Raw genomic sequence first — 16845 nt, forward strand, 5'->3', positions numbered from 1 at the left:
TAAAATTAAATCGGCTCATCCGCGCCTTTACAGGCAACTGTTTCCGATAAAGTTCCCTTTCGGGACGTACGTGAGCGGTTGCGTTTCTGCATCCGCTTCAAGAAGTAGGCATCCCAAGTCGGGTCGTATGGATTGGCTTCACATTTCACCTTTACATGTCGTCTAATCGGTATGTCAGCCAGCTTCATAAGTGTAAAGATAGCACCTTTTTCACAATCTTTGTACTTGAAGCCGAAAATCCAGTCCCGATTGCCGACCTTGATAAAGTATTTGTTCTTTATCCATTCTCTCGACTTGTTCGTATGCCTTCGATAGGACCACCGCTTTAACTGGTTGGTTAATATATGGTCTATCTTGCTAAACGTAGTTTTCGATACCACACTACTGTAGTAGTTTCCCCATCCCCTCAATACAGGGTTGAGGTCTTCTATCAGCTTCTGCTGTGCTACAGCCTTGTTCTTTTTGAACACGACTTCGTGCAGTTTCTCTGTGAACCGTTTCTGACTCTTAGGGGATGGTTTGATTAACAATGTGCCGTTGTACTTCCGAACATTGAACCCTAAAAAGTCAAAACCCTCGCTGATGTGTGTTATCAGTGTCTTTTCTTCGGATAGCGTGAGACCACGTTTCCCAAGAAACTCAATCAACATACATTTTGTCTCTTCCAGTATTTCTCGTTTGTCTGCCGTGATGATGAAATCATCAGCATAACGCACGCAATTCACTTTCGGATGATAAAGTTTTCCATCGATGTAGCTCACCTTATACTTCTCTTTCAACATTCTTTCCATGCCGTCGAGTGTCATGTTGGCAAGTGTCGGTGAGATGATGCCACCCTGCGGAGTACCCTCCACGGTGGGTTGTAGCAACTTATTGAATACGACACCACTTTTCAGCCATTTCTCTAAGATGTGCTTGTCGATTCGTACGTTATCGAGAAGCCATTGGTGACTGATGTGGTCGAAGCATCCTTTAATGTCTCCCTCCAATATCCATTGGGGAGAGCAATCTTTGCTTAACCATCTGTGCAGGGCATCCATAGCATCTGCCGCACTTCTGAACTTTCTAAATCCATAAGAGTTGGCATCAGCGGTTGTCTCCGCAATGGGTTCTAGAGCCATCAGATAAAGAGCTTGCATGGCTCTGTCCTTCATGGTCGGAATCCCGAGCGGTCTCATCTTTCCGTTCTTCTTTGGTATGTTAACCCTTTTCAGTGGAAGGGCTTTGTACCCTCTCCGTTTCAAAGAACTCACTGCGTTTATTTTCTTGGCATCGGTGTCCCATAGTACATGGTCCGCTCCTGCCGTACGTTTTCCTTTATTGGACGTCACTTTCTTTACCGCCAATCCCTTGGCTTCAAAGGAGGTGACAAGAAGATGTTGCAAGGCTGTCACCTTGTTGTATCTTCCTTCTTTCTGAGCCTTTGCTATTCGGACTTGTAGCTTCCTTACCCTACGCTCGCATCGTGCGAAATCTATTCCTTTCCACACTGTTTTGCGTTCGGCTGAAGATGCACACTTGGCTTGCGCCTCGCTCCTTTGCTGTTTCTCCATACTTGAAGTTCTACAATTCGTTTCACAAAGAATTACCCTGTGGAAGTCTGCCCGCTTTCGCGTAGGGTGACGTTGAAACCCTTATCCACAACATTACATCATGATATTCGCTTTCTCCACAATCCTTTACCCGCACCCCGTTCGGCCGCTCTTACGATTGGCTTACCCATTTGCTATTGGCTGATGGGAGAAATACGGGCTTACCAAGTTTCGCACAAGTAACTGACGACCGACTTAGAGTCCGCCCATCCACCGGCAGTGCAACATCCGTGTAGTACGACATAACAACGTACTATCCTGACTGCTTGCCTTTTGGCATGGCTCCTAAACATCCGTAAGCCAATTCTTTGTAACGATGGTGCAGCGATTCACCTGCGTTACTCCTATCGGTCAGCCTTGCCATTCTTCGCCTATGATGTTTAGGTTGGAACGTCGTTCTCAAGAGGGCTCCGCACCCGACCGTTACCAGTCACGCACGCCTCTTTAGGCTACTATTGACGGAACAATAGGTTCAGACATGATGCTGAACAATTACTTGTGAGACCTCTTGTCGCACATCCATGCTGCAAAGGTACATTTTTCTTTGGCAATTTTTCATCATGTGTAGATTTCTGTTTCTGATATGAATTATAAATAAGTTAAAGTTTCTTATTATTCGGACTCATTCCTTCTTTTTCAAGGTTTTTGATTGTTTATTTAGAAAAAAAATGCACAAAATAATTGTGTGTTTAAAAAAAAAGTAAGACATTTGTAACATGTTACGTTGCAAATGAGCAATTATTAACAAATGAACAAACCCTAACCAGTTAATTCAATGAGCGATTTAGAGAACAAAAAAACGGAAGAAACTCCGAAAAAACGTCCCTACAATTTGAGGGAAAAGAAAGAAAAGAAGGCTGCATACAGGTCTTTGATTAGACCGGAATTGGCAGACGAGTTGTATGACAAGATCCTGAATATCATCGTTGTACAGAAGAAGTACAAGGATCCTGACTATTCAGCTAAGGACTTGGCGAAAGAATTGAAGACGAATACTCGTTACCTTTCTGCAGTAGTAAACTCACGCTTTGGCATGAACTATTCTTGCCTGTTGAATGAATACAGAGTAAAAGATGCTTTGCATTTATTGACTGACAAACGTTATGCCGACAAAAATGTGGAAGAAATTAGTGCCATGGTTGGCTTTGCAAATCGTCAATCTTTTTACGCTGCATTTTACAAAAACGTAGGTGAGACTCCTAATGGATATCGCAAAAAACATCTCGAAAATAAGAAATAATTGCGCGTTCCGAAATTAGTCAAAAGGAATTACCTCTAAATGAAAGATTTTGGAGATAATTCCTTTTCTCATTTTAATTAATCAATGCTAGCATTATGAAAAAACATCTGATTTTAATGACAGTGGCCGCTACGCTTTTAACATCGTGCGGAGGAAGTAAAACAACAACTGCTGAAGCAGACAAATTTGATTATACAGTGGAACAATTTGCTGATTTACAGATATTGCGTTATAAAGTTCCCGGATTTGAGGAACTGACGCTGAAACAGAAGGAACTGATTTATTACCTGACAGAGGCTGCTCTGGAAGGAAGGGATATTCTGTTTGACCAGAATGGAAAATATAATTTGAGAATCCGTCGGATGCTCGAAGCAGTATATACAAACTATCAGGGAGATAAAACAACGCCTGATTTTAAAAATATGGAGGTGTATCTGAAAAGGGTATGGTTCTCCAATGGTATTCATCACCACTATGGTACGGAGAAATTTGTGCCCAACTTCTCGCAGGAGTTCTTGAAACAGGCTGTACTCGGTATAGATGCCCAGTTGCTGCCGTTGGCGAAAGGGCAGACTGCCGAACAACTTTGTGCCGAACTGTTTCCGGTGATTTTCGATCCGACTATTATGCCGAAACGGGTAAACCAGGCAGATGGCGAAGATCTTGTGTTGACTTCTGCTTGTAACTATTATGACGGAGTGACGCAGAAAGAGGCAGAGAGTTTTTATAGCGCCCTGAAAGATCCGAAAGACGAAACACCGGTTTCTTACGGGCTGAACAGTCGGCTGGTCAAAGAAAACGGAAAGTTGGAGGAGAAAGTTTGGAAAGTAGGCGGACTCTATACACAGGCAATAGAGAAGATTGTTTATTGGCTGAAGAAAGCGGAAGGTGTAGCAGAGAATGAGGCACAAAAGGCCGTTATCACCAAGCTGATTCAATTCTATGAAACAGGCAATCTGAAAGATTTCGATGAATATGCCATTCTTTGGGTGAAAGACCTTGATTCACGAATCGACTTTGTGAATGGATTTACTGAAAGTTACGGTGACCCGTTGGGTATGAAAGCGAGCTGGGAGTCTTTGGTGAATTTCAAAGATTTGGAATCAACGCACCGCACAGAGATAATCAGTAGCAATGCGCAGTGGTTTGAAGATCATTCTCCGGTAGATAAATCTTTCAAGAAAGAAAAGGTAAAAGGGGTATCGGCTAAAGTGATTACTGCCGCTATCCTTGCAGGTGATCTTTACCCGGCAACGGCTATCGGTATCAATCTGCCGAATGCAAACTGGATTCGTGCTCACCACGGTTCTAAATCGGTGACAATCGGAAATATAACAGATGCTTATAATAAAGCCGCTCACGGAAACGGATTCAACGAAGAATTTGTTTATAGCGATGCGGAAATACAACTGATCGATGCGTATTCTGATTTAACGGATGAGCTGCATACGGACTTGCACGAATGTTTGGGACACGGTTCCGGTAAGTTACTTCCGGGTGTAGATCCTGATGCTTTGAAAGCATACGGCTCTACCATCGAAGAGGCGCGTGCCGATTTGTTCGGATTGTATTATGTGGCTGACCCCAAGCTGGTGGAACTGGGACTTCTCTCTTCTCCCGATGCTTATAAAGCTCAATATTATACTTATCTGATGAACGGTCTGATGACGCAGTTGGTACGTATCGAACCGGGAAATACTGTGGAAGAAGCTCACATGCGTAACCGCCAGTTGATAGCCCGTTGGGTATTTGAGAAGGGGGCTGCCGATAAAGTGGTGGAATTGGTGAAGAAAGACGGAAAGACTTATGTGGTTATCAATGACTATCAGAAAGTGCGCGAGCTTTTCGGCGAATTGTTGGCTGAAATTCAGCGAATCAAATCGACAGGCGACTTTGAAGGTGCCCGTTCATTGGTAGAAAACTATGCCGTAAAAGTAGATCCGGCTTTACATGCAGAAGTTCTGGAACGTTATAAGAAGTTGAATCTGGCTCCTTATAAAGGTTTTGTGAATCCGAAATACGAACTGGTGACAGATGAAAACGGAAACGTTACGGATGTCACAGTTTCTTATGATGAAGGTTATGTAGAACAAATGTTGCGTTACAGCACTGATTATTCTCCGCTGCCTTCCATAAACAACTGATCTGAAATGGATATTAAAGAACAATTGAAAGATATCAAGACACAGCTCCGTCTCTCTATGAACGGGGCTGTGTCCCAAAGTATGCGCGAGAAAGGGCTGGTTTATAAACTCAATTTCGGAGTGGAACTGCCTCGTATCAAGATGATTGCCGAAGGTTACGAAAAGAATCATGACCTGGCGCAGGCTTTATGGAAAGAGGAAATTCGCGAGTGTAAGATTCTGGCGGGAATGCTTCAGCCGATCGAAACGTTTTATCCCGAGATAGCCGATATTTGGGTGGAAAGCATCCGGAATATCGAAATAGCAGAACTGACTTGTATGAATCTCTTCCAGCATTTACCGTATGCTCCGGCCAAATCCTTTCACTGGATTGCCGACGAACAGGAGTATGTGCAGACTTGTGGTTTCCTGACTGCCGCCCGTCTTCTGATGAAGAAAGGGGATATGACCGAACGTGCCTCCGGCGAATTGCTCGACCAGGCGATTTGTGCGGTACATTCCGACAGCTATCATATTCGTAACGCAGCTTTGCTGGTTATCCGCAAATATATGCAGCATAGTGAGGAACATGCTTTTCAAGTATGCCGCCTGGTGGAAGGTATGGCTGATTCTACCTTGGAAGGAGAGCAGATGCTCTACAATATGGTGAAAGAGGAGCTTGCTGTAGACTAATCTTATTTTCATGGAGTAAGTCCTTTTATTAAATAACGGTTTAATTTTTTAGACGCGGATAACACGGATGACGCGTCTAAAAAATAAACCGTCTTGTTATTCGTTTATTATATAAGCCAATCTACAAAACGAATGATAGCCTCCATTTAATTTATAAAAAAACTGTCTAACTCTGTGATGAACTAAAAAAACTTCTCTTTATCATTTGCTTTCCGCAAAAAAGGCTTAACTTTGTTCGCGCTAATTTTGGCTGATGATGGAAACTCAAAACGTGAAAGATACAGTAAGGCAGATATTCACGGAATATCTCACGGCGAACGGGCATCGAAAGACTCCTGAACGCTACGCCATACTCGATACTATTTATTCTATCGACGGTCATTTCGATATTGACATGCTTTATTCACGGATGATGGACCAGGAGAATTTCCGGGTGAGCCGGGCAACTCTCTACAACACCATTATTCTTCTTATCAATGCACGGCTGGTCATTAAGCATCAGTTCGGTACTTCCTCCCAATACGAAAAATCATATAATCGCGAGACACATCATCATCAGATATGTACTCAATGTGGTAAAGTGACCGAGTTTCAGAACGAGGAACTGCAGCAAGCCATTGAAAATACGAAATTGAGCCGCTTCCAGCTTTCGCATTACTCCTTATATATATATGGAGTATGTAGTAAGTGCGACAGAGCTAACAAACGGAAAAAAGTAAATAACAACAATAAAAAAGAAAAATGAAAGTAGATGTTCTATTAGGATTACAATGGGGCGACGAAGGTAAAGGAAAAGTAGTCGACGTTTTAACACCTAAGTATGATGTGGTTGCTCGTTTTCAGGGCGGCCCGAATGCCGGTCACACGCTTGAGTTTGAAGGACAGAAATATGTGCTTCGCTCTATTCCTTCCGGTATTTTTCAAGGAAACAAGGTAAACATCATCGGTAACGGTGTGGTACTTGATCCGGCATTGTTTAAAGCAGAGGCAGAAGCACTTGAAGCATCGGGTCATCCGCTGAAAGAACGTTTGCACATTTCAAAGAAAGCTCATCTTATTCTTCCGACACACCGTATTCTGGATGCTGCATACGAAGCAGCCAAAGGTGATGCTAAAGTAGGAACTACTGGTAAGGGTATCGGCCCTACTTACACGGATAAAGTGAGCCGTAACGGTGTTCGTGTAGGTGATATTCTTCATAACTTCGACCAGAAGTATGCTGCTGCGAAAGCTCGTCACGAACAAATTCTGAAGAGCTTGAATTATGAATACGATCTTACTGAACTGGAAAAAGCATGGTTGGAAGGTATCGAATACCTGAAACAATTCCATTTCGTAGATAGCGAACATGAAGTGAATAACCTGTTGAAGGATGGTAAGAGCGTGCTTTGTGAAGGAGCGCAGGGTACTATGCTTGATATTGATTTCGGTTCATATCCGTTTGTGACTTCTTCCAATACCGTATGTGCGGGAGCCTGCACCGGACTTGGAGTGGCACCTAACCGTATCGGTGAAGTATATGGTATCTTCAAGGCATACTGTACTCGTGTAGGAGCAGGTCCGTTCCCATCAGAACTGTTTGACGAAACAGGCGACAAGATGTGTACGTTGGGACATGAATTCGGTTCTGTAACCGGTCGTAAACGTCGTTGCGGATGGATCGACCTGGTAGCGTTGAAGTATTCCGTTATGATAAACGGAGTTACCAAATTGATTATGATGAAGAGCGATGTACTCGATACTTTCGAAACAATCAAAGCGTGCGTTGCTTACAAAGTGAACGGTGAAGAGATCGACTACTTCCCGTATGACATCACAGAAGGCGTAGAACCTGTATATGCAGAGCTTCCGGGTTGGCAGACAGATATGACCAAGATGCAGAGCGAAGATGAATTCCCGGAAGAATTCAATGCTTACCTGACTTTCCTGGAAGAACAGCTTGGTGTAGAAATCAAGATTGTATCTGTAGGACCGGACAGAGCACAGACCATCGAACGTTATACTGAAGAATAACAATTGATTTATTATATGGAGGAAAGGCGGAGATTGAAGAAAAACTCCGCCTTTCTTGTTCAATCCTTTGTATAGTCTATCCTAAACACACAAAAATAATGTATGCCTTATGAAAACACGTTTTATAGCTTTCCTTTTGTTGTTCGTAATGAACTTGGGAGTATTTGCGCAATCTTCCTATCAGCCTACCGAAGAGAATTTGAAAGCACGGCAGGAATTTCAGGACAATAAGTTTGGTATTTTTCTTCATTGGGGGCTATACGCTATGCTCGCTACCGGTGAGTGGACTATGACAAACAATAATCTGAATTATAAAGAGTATGCCAAACTGGCAGGCGGATTTTATCCTTCCAAGTTTGATGCGGACAAATGGGTGGCAGCTATTAAAGCTTCAGGAGCGAAATATATCTGTTTCACTACCCGTCATCACGAAGGTTTTTCTATGTTTGACACTAAGTATTCGGATTATAACGTAGTCAAAGCTACTCCTTTTAAAAGAGATATTGTGAAAGAATTGGCAGCAGCCTGTGCCAAGCAGGGCATCAAGCTCCATTTTTATTATTCACATCTTGACTGGGCGCGTGAGGACTATCCTTGGGGACGTACAGGACAGGGCACAGGTCGCTTGAACTCGAAAGGAGATTGGAAAAGTTATTATCAATTCATGAATAACCAGTTGACAGAATTGCTGACGAATTACGGTCCGATAGGGGCTATTTGGTTTGACGGATGGTGGGATCAGCCCAAAACTTTTAACTGGGAATTACCGGAGCAGTATGCTTTGATTCACAAACTCCAACCGGGGTGTCTGGTGGGTAACAATCATCATCAAACGCCTTTTGACGGGGAAGATATTCAGATTTTCGAACGCGATCTGCCCGGTGAAAATGCTTCGGGACTTTCCGGACAGGAGGTGAGCCGCTTGCCGTTGGAAACTTGCGAAACAATGAATGGTATGTGGGGATATAAAATTACCGACCAGAATTATAAATCTACAAAGACATTGATTCACTATCTGGTGAAGGCAGCCGGTAAGAATGCCAATCTTTTGATGAATATCGGTCCTCAACCCGATGGAGAGCTTCCTGCGGTAGCTGTACAACGCTTGGCAGAGATGGGAGAGTGGATGAAACAATATGGTGAAACGATTTATGGAACACGAAGCGGTGCAGTTGCTCCACACGATTGGGGAGTGACAACACAAAAAGGAAATAAGCTCTATGTGCATATTCTTGACCTGAAAGATGCGGCTTTGTTCCTGCCGTTGACAGATAAGAAGGTCAAGAAGGCAGTCTTGTTTAAAGACCAGTCTCCGGTTCGTTTCGCAAAGACGAAAGCCGGTGTTTTGCTCGAATTCGCCGAGGTTCCGAAAGATATTGACTATGTGGTAGAACTGACAATTGACTAATTTTTAGCTAATTCTTCATAAAAGCAAGGGGAAACTATTCTGACATTGAACGTTTCCCCTTATTTTTGGCAAACAATTTGTTTATAAAGATATAGAGTAATAATTAAAATTGAAAAGTATATGATGTCTTATTGGGTATTATTTATAGGAATCGCTGTTGTAAGTTGGTTGGTACAGATGAATTTGCAAAACAAATTCAAGAAGTACTCTAAGATTCCTACAGGAAACGGAATGACAGGACGCGACGTTGCTTTAAAAATGTTGCATGACAATGGAATTTATGACGTACAGGTTACGCATACGCCGGGACGGTTGACCGACCACTACAATCCTACTAACAAAACGGTGAATTTGAGTGAAGGGGTGTATGAAAGTAACAGTATAATGGCAGCTGCCGTAGCAGCTCATGAATGTGGACACGCTGTACAACATGCACGCATGTATGCTCCGCTGAAAATGCGTAGTGCGCTGGTTCCGGTGGTAAACTTTGCCTCTTCCATTATGACGTGGGTATTGTTGGGTGGTATCTTGCTGATAGAGAGTTTCCCGCAGTTATTGCTGGCAGGTATTATCCTGTTTGCTATGACTACACTGTTCAGCTTTATCACGCTGCCGGTGGAAATCAATGCAAGTAAACGTGCGTTGGTATGGTTGAGTTCATCCGGCATTACTAATTCGTACAATCATGCACAGGCTGAGGATGCTCTTCGTTCTGCTGCTTATACGTATGTAGTTGCTGCATTAGGCTCACTGGCTACATTGGTATACTACATCATGATCTTCATGGGTAGAAGAGACTAAGAAATGAAAAAGGGAGAAAAGTACGTTTATTAACTTCTCTCCATAGAATATAAAAAGATCCTCCGCAGTCTTTTCGAAGACTATGGAGGATTTTTTGTATTGTTTAGGGTCTTACTTGAGTGTTTCTTTACGATATTGATAGGGGATGGACACAATACGGGTGATTTTTTCAAATATATGTAAGTATTGCTCGGAAATTTGCAGTAAATTTGCGCAATTAAAATTATAAACAGTAATATTATGGCAGCAAAACCAAGTATTCCTAAAGGAACTCGTGACTTTTCGCCGGTAGAAATGGCGAAGCGTAATTATATATTCAATACGATTCGTGACGTATACCATCTGTATGGTTTCCAGCAGATAGAGACTCCTTCGATGGAGATGCTTTCTACACTGATGGGAAAGTACGGCGATGAGGGAGATAAACTACTCTTTAAGATTCAGAACTCTGGAGATTACTTTTCCGGGATTACTGACGAAGAATTGTTAAGCCGTAATGCTGCCAAACTGGCAAGCAAATTCTGTGAGAAAGGTTTGCGTTACGACTTGACAGTGCCTTTTGCCCGTTATGTAGTGATGCATCGTGATGAGATCACTTTTCCGTTCAAACGCTATCAGATTCAACCGGTATGGCGTGCCGACCGCCCGCAGAAAGGACGTTATCGCGAATTTTATCAATGTGATGCCGATGTTGTAGGAAGCGATTCGTTATTGAACGAAGTGGAATTGATGCAGATTGTCGATACCGTTTTTAGTCGTTTCAATATTCGTGTATGTATTAAGATTAACAACCGTAAGATTCTTTCCGGTATTGCTGAAATTATAGGCGAATCGGATAAGATTGTAGATATTACCGTAGCAATTGACAAACTGGATAAAATTGGTCTGGATAATGTAAATGCCGAACTGAAAGAGAAGGGAATCAGTGATGGGGCTATTGCCAAGTTGCAGCCGATCATCCTTCTTAGTGGTACGAATGCGGAGAAATTGGCAACATTGAAGAATGTGTTATCAGCCAGTGAAGTAGGGCTGAAGGGAGTGGAAGAGAGTGAATTTATTCTGAATACATTGGAAACAATGGGCTTGAAGAATGAAATAGAGCTTGATCTTACTTTAGCTCGCGGACTGAACTATTATACAGGAGCTATCTTTGAAGTGAAAGCACTGGATGTACAGATTGGCAGTATCACTGGTGGTGGTCGTTATGATAATCTGACCGGAGTATTCGGTATGGCAGGAGTGTCCGGAGTGGGTATCTCTTTTGGTGCAGACCGTATCTTTGATGTCCTGAACCAGCTCGAACTTTACCCGAAAGAAGCTGTAAACGGAACAGAACTTCTGTTTATCAACTTCGGTGAAAAGGAAGCTGCATACTCAATGGGAATTCTGGCTAAGGTACGTGCTGCCAATATTCGTGCCGAGATCTTCCCGGATGCAGCCAAGATGAAGAAACAAATGAGTTATGCCAATGCGAAGAATATTCCGTTTGTAGCTATTGTCGGTGAGAATGAAATGAACGAAGGCAAAGTGATGTTGAAGAATATGGAGACTGGAGAACAGAACCTTGTTTCAGCAGACGAACTGATTGCTATTGTGAAGAAATAAGCGGAGATATTAGAACTAAGTATGTCATCATAATTAGTTAATATAAAGAGTTCGTCTTAACATAAAAATGAAGTGCCCCCCAAAAGTTAGATAAAGGACTTTTTGGGGGGCGCTTCAAAATAAAAAAGAGAAGATTTCTTTTTAGTATTTTATTTGATCTAGTATTCCATTGAGGAAAGCAATTGCTACTCCATAGTTCGTCATAGGAATGTGCTGCTCCCGCGCACGTTCGATGCGACTAAGTACGTATTTACGGTTAAACATACATGCTCCGCAATGGATAACTAAAGAGTAAGGAGTCAGATCTTGTGGAAGGTCGGTTCCTGCTACCATATCAATTTGCAGATTCTCTCCAATCCGTTTCCGTAACAAACGAGGAAGTTTCACTCTTCCTATATCTTCTGAAAGGGGAGCGTGCGTACAAGCTTCCGCTATCAGTACACGTGACGATTCCGTCAGTCTTTCGATGACAGCTGCACTTTCTACATAATAGTGAATATCACCTTTATATCCTGCGAAAAGTACAGAAAAAGAAGTCAGTTCACTTTCCTTTGGTTTCTGTTCATAAATCGCTTTGAAAACTTGTGAATCGGTGATGATTAACTTCGGAGGACGGGCAAGGGCTTGTAGGGTTGCAGAAAACTTATCAGTGGTGCAAGTCATTACGAGGCATTTTTTATCCAACAATTCACGGATAGTCTGCACTTGCGGTAAGATCAGTCTGCCCTTGGGAGCTTGGATATCCTGCGGCATTACTAAAAGTACAAGGTCATTTTCTGTAACAAGTTCCCCGGTGATACTTTGTTGACCGAAGTCCGAAGGTAATTTTTCGAGGATGGCTTGCCGGATCAGTTCGATTCCTATCTTTTCTTTGGCACTGATAAGCAATGGACGTATTTTGCATTGTTCCTCAATATATGTAGCTGAACGATCGCTATTCTCTCGTATATCTATTTTATTCAATACCGGAATGACAGGGATATTCTTCTCTTTCAATAGCGCCAGTATCTCTTTTTCATGAGAAAAGGTAGTATCTTCACATAGTAACAATGCAATATCTGTTTTCTCAATAGCCTTTAAAGTCCGACTGATACGCAGTTCACCAAGCTCTCCTTCGTCATCGAACCCCGGAGTATCTATAAAAAGACAAGGACCAATACCTTGAATCTCCATTGCTTTAGACACAAGGTCGGTAGTCGTTCCAGGAGTATTTGAAACGAGCGCGGTGTCCTGTCCTGTCAACGCATTGATAAGAGAAGATTTACCGCTGTTCCGTCTACCGAAAAGGGTGATATGAAGTCTGTTAGCATTTGGAGTATCTGTTAAACCCATGTTTGTTAGTGATTAGTTTATTAGTGATTAGTGATTAACGATTGGCAGTTAGTAGTTAATGATTTGTTTAATCACTAATTGCTAACTTGTTAATCATTAAAATCTAAAGTCTCTTTGTCCTGCAGCTATTGCTTTGAGATTCCGGATAGCTATTTCCCTGATTTTGGGATTGGGGATTCGTTCCGTTTCTTTTAGAATCAGTTCCAATCCTTTCTGTCGCGTATCTTCTGAAGCATAATCTTCCAGATACTCTTTCAGAGTCATCAGGGCATTCGGTCCGCAACAGTTTGCTATCTGACCGGATTTCACTAATGACATGAAACGGTCGCCTGTCCGTCCTTCCCGGTAACAGGCAGTACAGAAGCTGGGGATATATCCGAGTTCGAGCAACCAGTTGACCACTTCGTCTAATGTCCGGGTATCGCTTACGTCAAATTGCGCGGAATTATGATCGGGTAATTCCGTTTCAGCATATCCGCCTACACTGGTACGTGAGCCGCCGCTGATTTGTGAGATACCCAATTCGAGTACCTTCTTGCGTGATTCTTGTGATTCACGTGTGGAAATAATCATTCCGGTATAAGGAACGGCAATTCGGATAACAGCTACAATCTTACTGAATATCTCATCGGAAATTGAATTCGGAAAATCTCCCGCATTAATGTCATCCGCCGAACAGATACGCGGCACACTGATTGTATGCGGCCCTACACCGAATTTGGCTTCCAGATGTTCGGCATGCATTAACAATCCGATAAAATCATACCGATAAGTATTCAAACCGAAAAGCACACCAATACCTACATCATCGATTCCCCCTTCCATGGCACGGTCCATCGCTTCGGTGTGATAGGCATAATTGCTTTTCGGACCGGTGGGATGAAGTGCTTCGTAGTTGTCCTTGTGATAAGTCTCCTGGAATAAGATATACGTACCGATACCTGCTTCTTTTAATTGGCGATAATTTTCTACTGTAGTAGCTGCGATATTTACGTTTACCCGGCGGATCGCTCCATTTTTATGTTTGATACTGTAAATCGTCTGAATAGATTCAAGAATGTATTCTATCGGATTTAGTGACGGATGCTCACCCGCTTCAAGAGCGAGCCGCTTATGTCCCATGTCCTGCAAAGCAATCACTTCCCTGCGAATTTCCTCCTGCGTCAGTTTCTTGCGTACAATCGTCTTGTTTTTAGCATGATACGGACAATATACGCAACCATTTACGCAATAGTTCGACAAATAAAGCGGTGCGAACATGACGATACGGTTGCCATAAAACTTCTGTTTGATTTCTTTGGCGAGATGAAAGATACGTTCTATCAGGTCAGGTTGGTTACATTCCAGCAGAATAGCCGCTTCCCGGTGCGTCAGTCCCTTGCACAAAGCCGCTTTTTCAATCAGTTGTTCAATCAGGACACGGTTATCCTTATTGTTCTGCGCATATTCCAGCGTATCCAGAATCTCCTCATGATGGATAAACTCTTCTGCTTTTGATGAATCTTTTTGGTATATCATATATTCTCTGTAGTGTACTTAAAGTCGCCTCTTTCGGTAGAAATCTCGTAGCCGATGGTCTTCAATTGCTTTTGTAAGGCAGCCAGCCCTTCGGCAGATTCCGCTCCGAGTGAAGCTTTGTCATTATATAATTCATATTTTCTCCGTTCCTCTCGAGGAGACAAGTTAGGCATAACCACATTCGCACCTGCTAAAATACCCCGTTCCCTGCCATCAGGAATGAGAGTGGCAAGGGCTGTTGTTGCCGGAATCAATGCGGACGGATGCATCAGGCGGAAAATGGATAATAGAAGAATCGTCTGTTCCGCCGTTCCGCTGGGATATTCGGCAAAAGGTGTATCATGATGGGGCAGGAAAGGCCCGATGCCAATCATTTCCGGGCGTAGCTTTTCTATAAACAATAGATCCTCAATGATATGCTCTACTGTTTGTCCCGGACTGCCGACCATAATTCCGGTTCCTGTCTGATAACCGATCTCTTTCAAATCCGCTAAACATTGCAGGCGTCGTTTGCCGGACATTTCCGCTGGATGCAGTTGCCGGTAATGCAACTCATTATAAGTTTCGTGACGTAACAGATAACGGTTGGCTCCGGCACGGAAGAAACGTTCGTATGCCTCACGTGATTTTTCACCGAGTGACAGCGTAATAGCACAATCCGGATACTCCTGTCTGATACGGGCAACAGTCATTTCTATCTGATCGTTTGTTAGTGCAGGATCTTCTCCTCCTTGTAATACAAAGGTGCGGAATCCCAGTTCATAGCCCTGTTTGCAACAGTTCAGTATACTCTCTCGGCTTAACCGGTAACGTTCGATATTCGGATTCCCTTTTCGGATACCACAGTAATAACAGTTGTTCCGGCAGCAGTTACTGATTTCAATCAGTCCGCGGATATAAATCTTATTTCCGAAGTGGCGGAGAGCGACTTCCTGCGCCTGTTTATTGATGTAACGCAGGGTTTCTGCGTCACATTCGGTCAACAGTTGCCGGAGCTCTTCCGGGCTAAGTGTTCTTTCCTGCCGTAGTTTATCGGTCCATTGTTTCATAGCTCTCTTTTCGTTTGAGCAGCTCTTGTGCCAATTGGCGACGTCCCGAAACAATATCATTATGCGTACTTGGCCCGGTGATACATCCACCTTCGCATGCCATTACTTCAATAAACTGCCCCGCAGCCTTTCCTGTCTTGGCGCAGGCACGCAACAGAGCGATATTCTTTTTATTGATGTCCGACACTTGTATTGCATTGATTTTATCCGCTTCCTCTTTCAGATAAGCTTTGACAGCTCCCATCACACCACCTGCCTGTGCAAATCCATGTGCTTCGCGAACAGACGTATGTAATACAGAGAACTCCTGTACCTGTTCCAGTTCAATACCCAACCCGTCGAGAATCGAACCGATTTCTTCAAACGTCAGAATATAATCCACTGCTTCGTCGCGACGTACTTCTTTGCGTTTAGCCACACAAGGGCCGACAAATACAACCTTAGCATCCGGATGCTTCTCTTTGGCAATCCGTGCGGCGTAGTACATCGGTGATCCGGTGGTAGAAACGTATGGTTTCATATCCGGAATATGTTTCTCTACCAGCTCGATATAAGAAGGGCAACAGGAAGTTGTCATAAACTTCTGTCCCTCTTCCAATTTCTCCAGTAACTCGTGTGCTTCATTGCTGGTGGTTGCCATAGCACCTTCGGCCACTTCGATCACATCCGTAAATCCTATTTCTTTGAAAGCACCGTACACTTGTCCGATAGAAGTCTTAAACTGTCCCAGAATAGACGGAGCAACGATGGCAACCATCTTTTCTCCTTTACGGATGCGTTGCAATACATCGAATGTTTGCGAGATTTCGAAGATAGCACCGAACGGACATGCATTCATGCATTTTCCGCAGTAGATACACTTGCTTTCATCAATGTGTTCTATGCCGTGTTCATCTTTGCTGATAGCTTTTACCGGGCAAGCCTCTTCACAAGGCACGGGAATATATACAATAGCGTGATAAGGACAACTCTTGTGACAAATACCGCAACTGACACATGTGTCATGGTCAATCATTGCCTGACCGTTTTTCTTGAAACGTATCGCATCTTTGGGGCAGTTCATGTAACAGCTACGTGCCACGCATCCGCGACAAAGGTTGGTTATTTCATAATTGATCTGTACACAGGAAGAACAGGCCTCGTCGATGACGCACATGATATTTTCCTTGTCCGGTTCGGGGCGGCTCAATGCCAATCGCGCATATTCGGAAAGCGGGGTAACTTCGTCGTGTTCGTCTGTCATATCCAATCCCATCAGAGGAAAAGTCTTGTACCTCCACACTGCGCGTTCTTTATGTACGCAACACCGTCCTAGGGGTTTTGATTTTCGTGGACTCAATTCAATCGGGAGCCGATCTATCTTTTCCACTAATTCGTCGTTTTTCCAGAGTTTAACGAGGTCTGCCAGCAATTTATGCCGGACAATCATAATATTATTCGTAAATGCCATATTGCAATAAAAAGGTTGTTA

13 protein-coding genes are annotated in these 16845 nt (G+C 43.2%); 8 read left to right on the forward strand and 5 right to left on the reverse strand.

Annotated elements, in window-relative coordinates; genetic code table 11:
• Positions 1–5: 5 nt before the first annotated feature.
• The gene (gene ltrA / locus HMPREF9009_RS22485; RefSeq protein ID WP_083444141.1) at positions 6–1553 is read right to left on the reverse strand and encodes a group II intron reverse transcriptase/maturase; all 1548 of its coding nucleotides are present in this window, start codon (positions 1551–1553) and stop codon (positions 6–8) included.
• An 814-nt stretch (positions 1554–2367) separates the two neighbouring features.
• On the opposite strand from ltrA, the gene HMPREF9009_RS22490 reads away from it, so the two are divergent.
• The 8 genes from HMPREF9009_RS22490 to hisS all read left to right on the forward strand — a co-directional run bounded on the left by HMPREF9009_RS22490 (position 2368) and on the right by hisS (position 11475).
• A complete protein-coding gene (locus HMPREF9009_RS22490; protein WP_004301101.1) occupies positions 2368–2832 on the forward strand; it encodes a helix-turn-helix domain-containing protein in 465 nt (154 codons plus the stop codon).
• A 95-nt stretch (positions 2833–2927) separates the two neighbouring features.
• Positions 2928–4976, forward strand: a complete 2049-nt coding sequence (locus tag HMPREF9009_RS22495; protein WP_049703436.1) for a dipeptidyl-peptidase 3 family protein — start codon at positions 2928–2930, stop codon at positions 4974–4976.
• Positions 4977–4982: 6 nt separating this feature from the next.
• Positions 4983–5648 (forward strand): DNA alkylation repair protein, encoded by a 666-nt coding sequence (locus HMPREF9009_RS22500; protein ID WP_049703437.1) that lies wholly within the window; start codon positions 4983–4985, stop codon positions 5646–5648.
• Positions 5649–5904: 256 nt separating this feature from the next.
• Positions 5905–6393, forward strand: a complete 489-nt coding sequence (locus HMPREF9009_RS22505; RefSeq protein WP_008025868.1) for a Fur family transcriptional regulator — start codon at positions 5905–5907, stop codon at positions 6391–6393.
• Positions 6390–7661, forward strand: coding sequence for an adenylosuccinate synthase (locus HMPREF9009_RS22510; RefSeq protein WP_004301093.1), 1272 nt, complete (start codon positions 6390–6392; stop codon positions 7659–7661). Before HMPREF9009_RS22505 ends, HMPREF9009_RS22510 begins: the two co-directional genes overlap by 4 nt.
• 109 nt (positions 7662–7770) lie before the next feature.
• Positions 7771–9069 carry an alpha-L-fucosidase gene (locus HMPREF9009_RS22515; RefSeq protein WP_049703438.1) on the forward strand — a complete coding sequence of 433 codons (1299 nt, stop codon included), beginning with the start codon at positions 7771–7773 and terminating at the stop codon, positions 9067–9069.
• A gap of 120 nt (positions 9070–9189) precedes the next feature.
• On the forward strand, positions 9190–9870 hold the full coding sequence (locus HMPREF9009_RS22520) for a zinc metallopeptidase (protein WP_008025873.1): 681 nt from the start codon (positions 9190–9192) through the stop codon (positions 9868–9870).
• Between the two features lie 240 nt (positions 9871–10110).
• Complete coding sequence (gene hisS, locus HMPREF9009_RS22525; protein ID WP_049703439.1) at positions 10111–11475, forward strand: histidine--tRNA ligase; 1365 nt, start codon at positions 10111–10113, stop codon at positions 11473–11475.
• A gap of 141 nt (positions 11476–11616) precedes the next feature.
• Here the strand turns inward: hisS and hydF are convergent, their stop codons facing one another.
• The 4 genes from hydF to HMPREF9009_RS22545 form a co-directional block, all read right to left on the reverse strand.
• A complete protein-coding gene (gene hydF, locus HMPREF9009_RS22530) occupies positions 11617–12807 on the reverse strand; it encodes a [FeFe] hydrogenase H-cluster maturation GTPase HydF (RefSeq protein ID WP_049703440.1) in 1191 nt (396 codons plus the stop codon).
• Between the two features lie 96 nt (positions 12808–12903).
• Complete coding sequence (hydG, locus tag HMPREF9009_RS22535) at positions 12904–14325, reverse strand: [FeFe] hydrogenase H-cluster radical SAM maturase HydG (RefSeq protein ID WP_049703441.1); 1422 nt, start codon at positions 14323–14325, stop codon at positions 12904–12906.
• Positions 14322–15374 carry a [FeFe] hydrogenase H-cluster radical SAM maturase HydE gene (hydE, locus tag HMPREF9009_RS22540; protein WP_049703442.1) on the reverse strand — a complete coding sequence of 351 codons (1053 nt, stop codon included), beginning with the start codon at positions 15372–15374 and terminating at the stop codon, positions 14322–14324. Before hydE ends, hydG begins: the two co-directional genes overlap by 4 nt.
• Entirely contained in the window at positions 15355–16824 is a 1470-nt protein-coding gene (locus tag HMPREF9009_RS22545) for a 4Fe-4S dicluster domain-containing protein (RefSeq protein ID WP_004314012.1), read from the reverse strand. Before HMPREF9009_RS22545 ends, hydE begins: the two co-directional genes overlap by 20 nt.
• Positions 16825–16845: the final 21 nt, after the last annotated feature.

This window comes from Bacteroides sp. 3_1_13, from assembly GCF_001185845.1.
GTDB lineage: Bacteria > Bacteroidota > Bacteroidia > Bacteroidales > Bacteroidaceae > Bacteroides > Bacteroides xylanisolvens.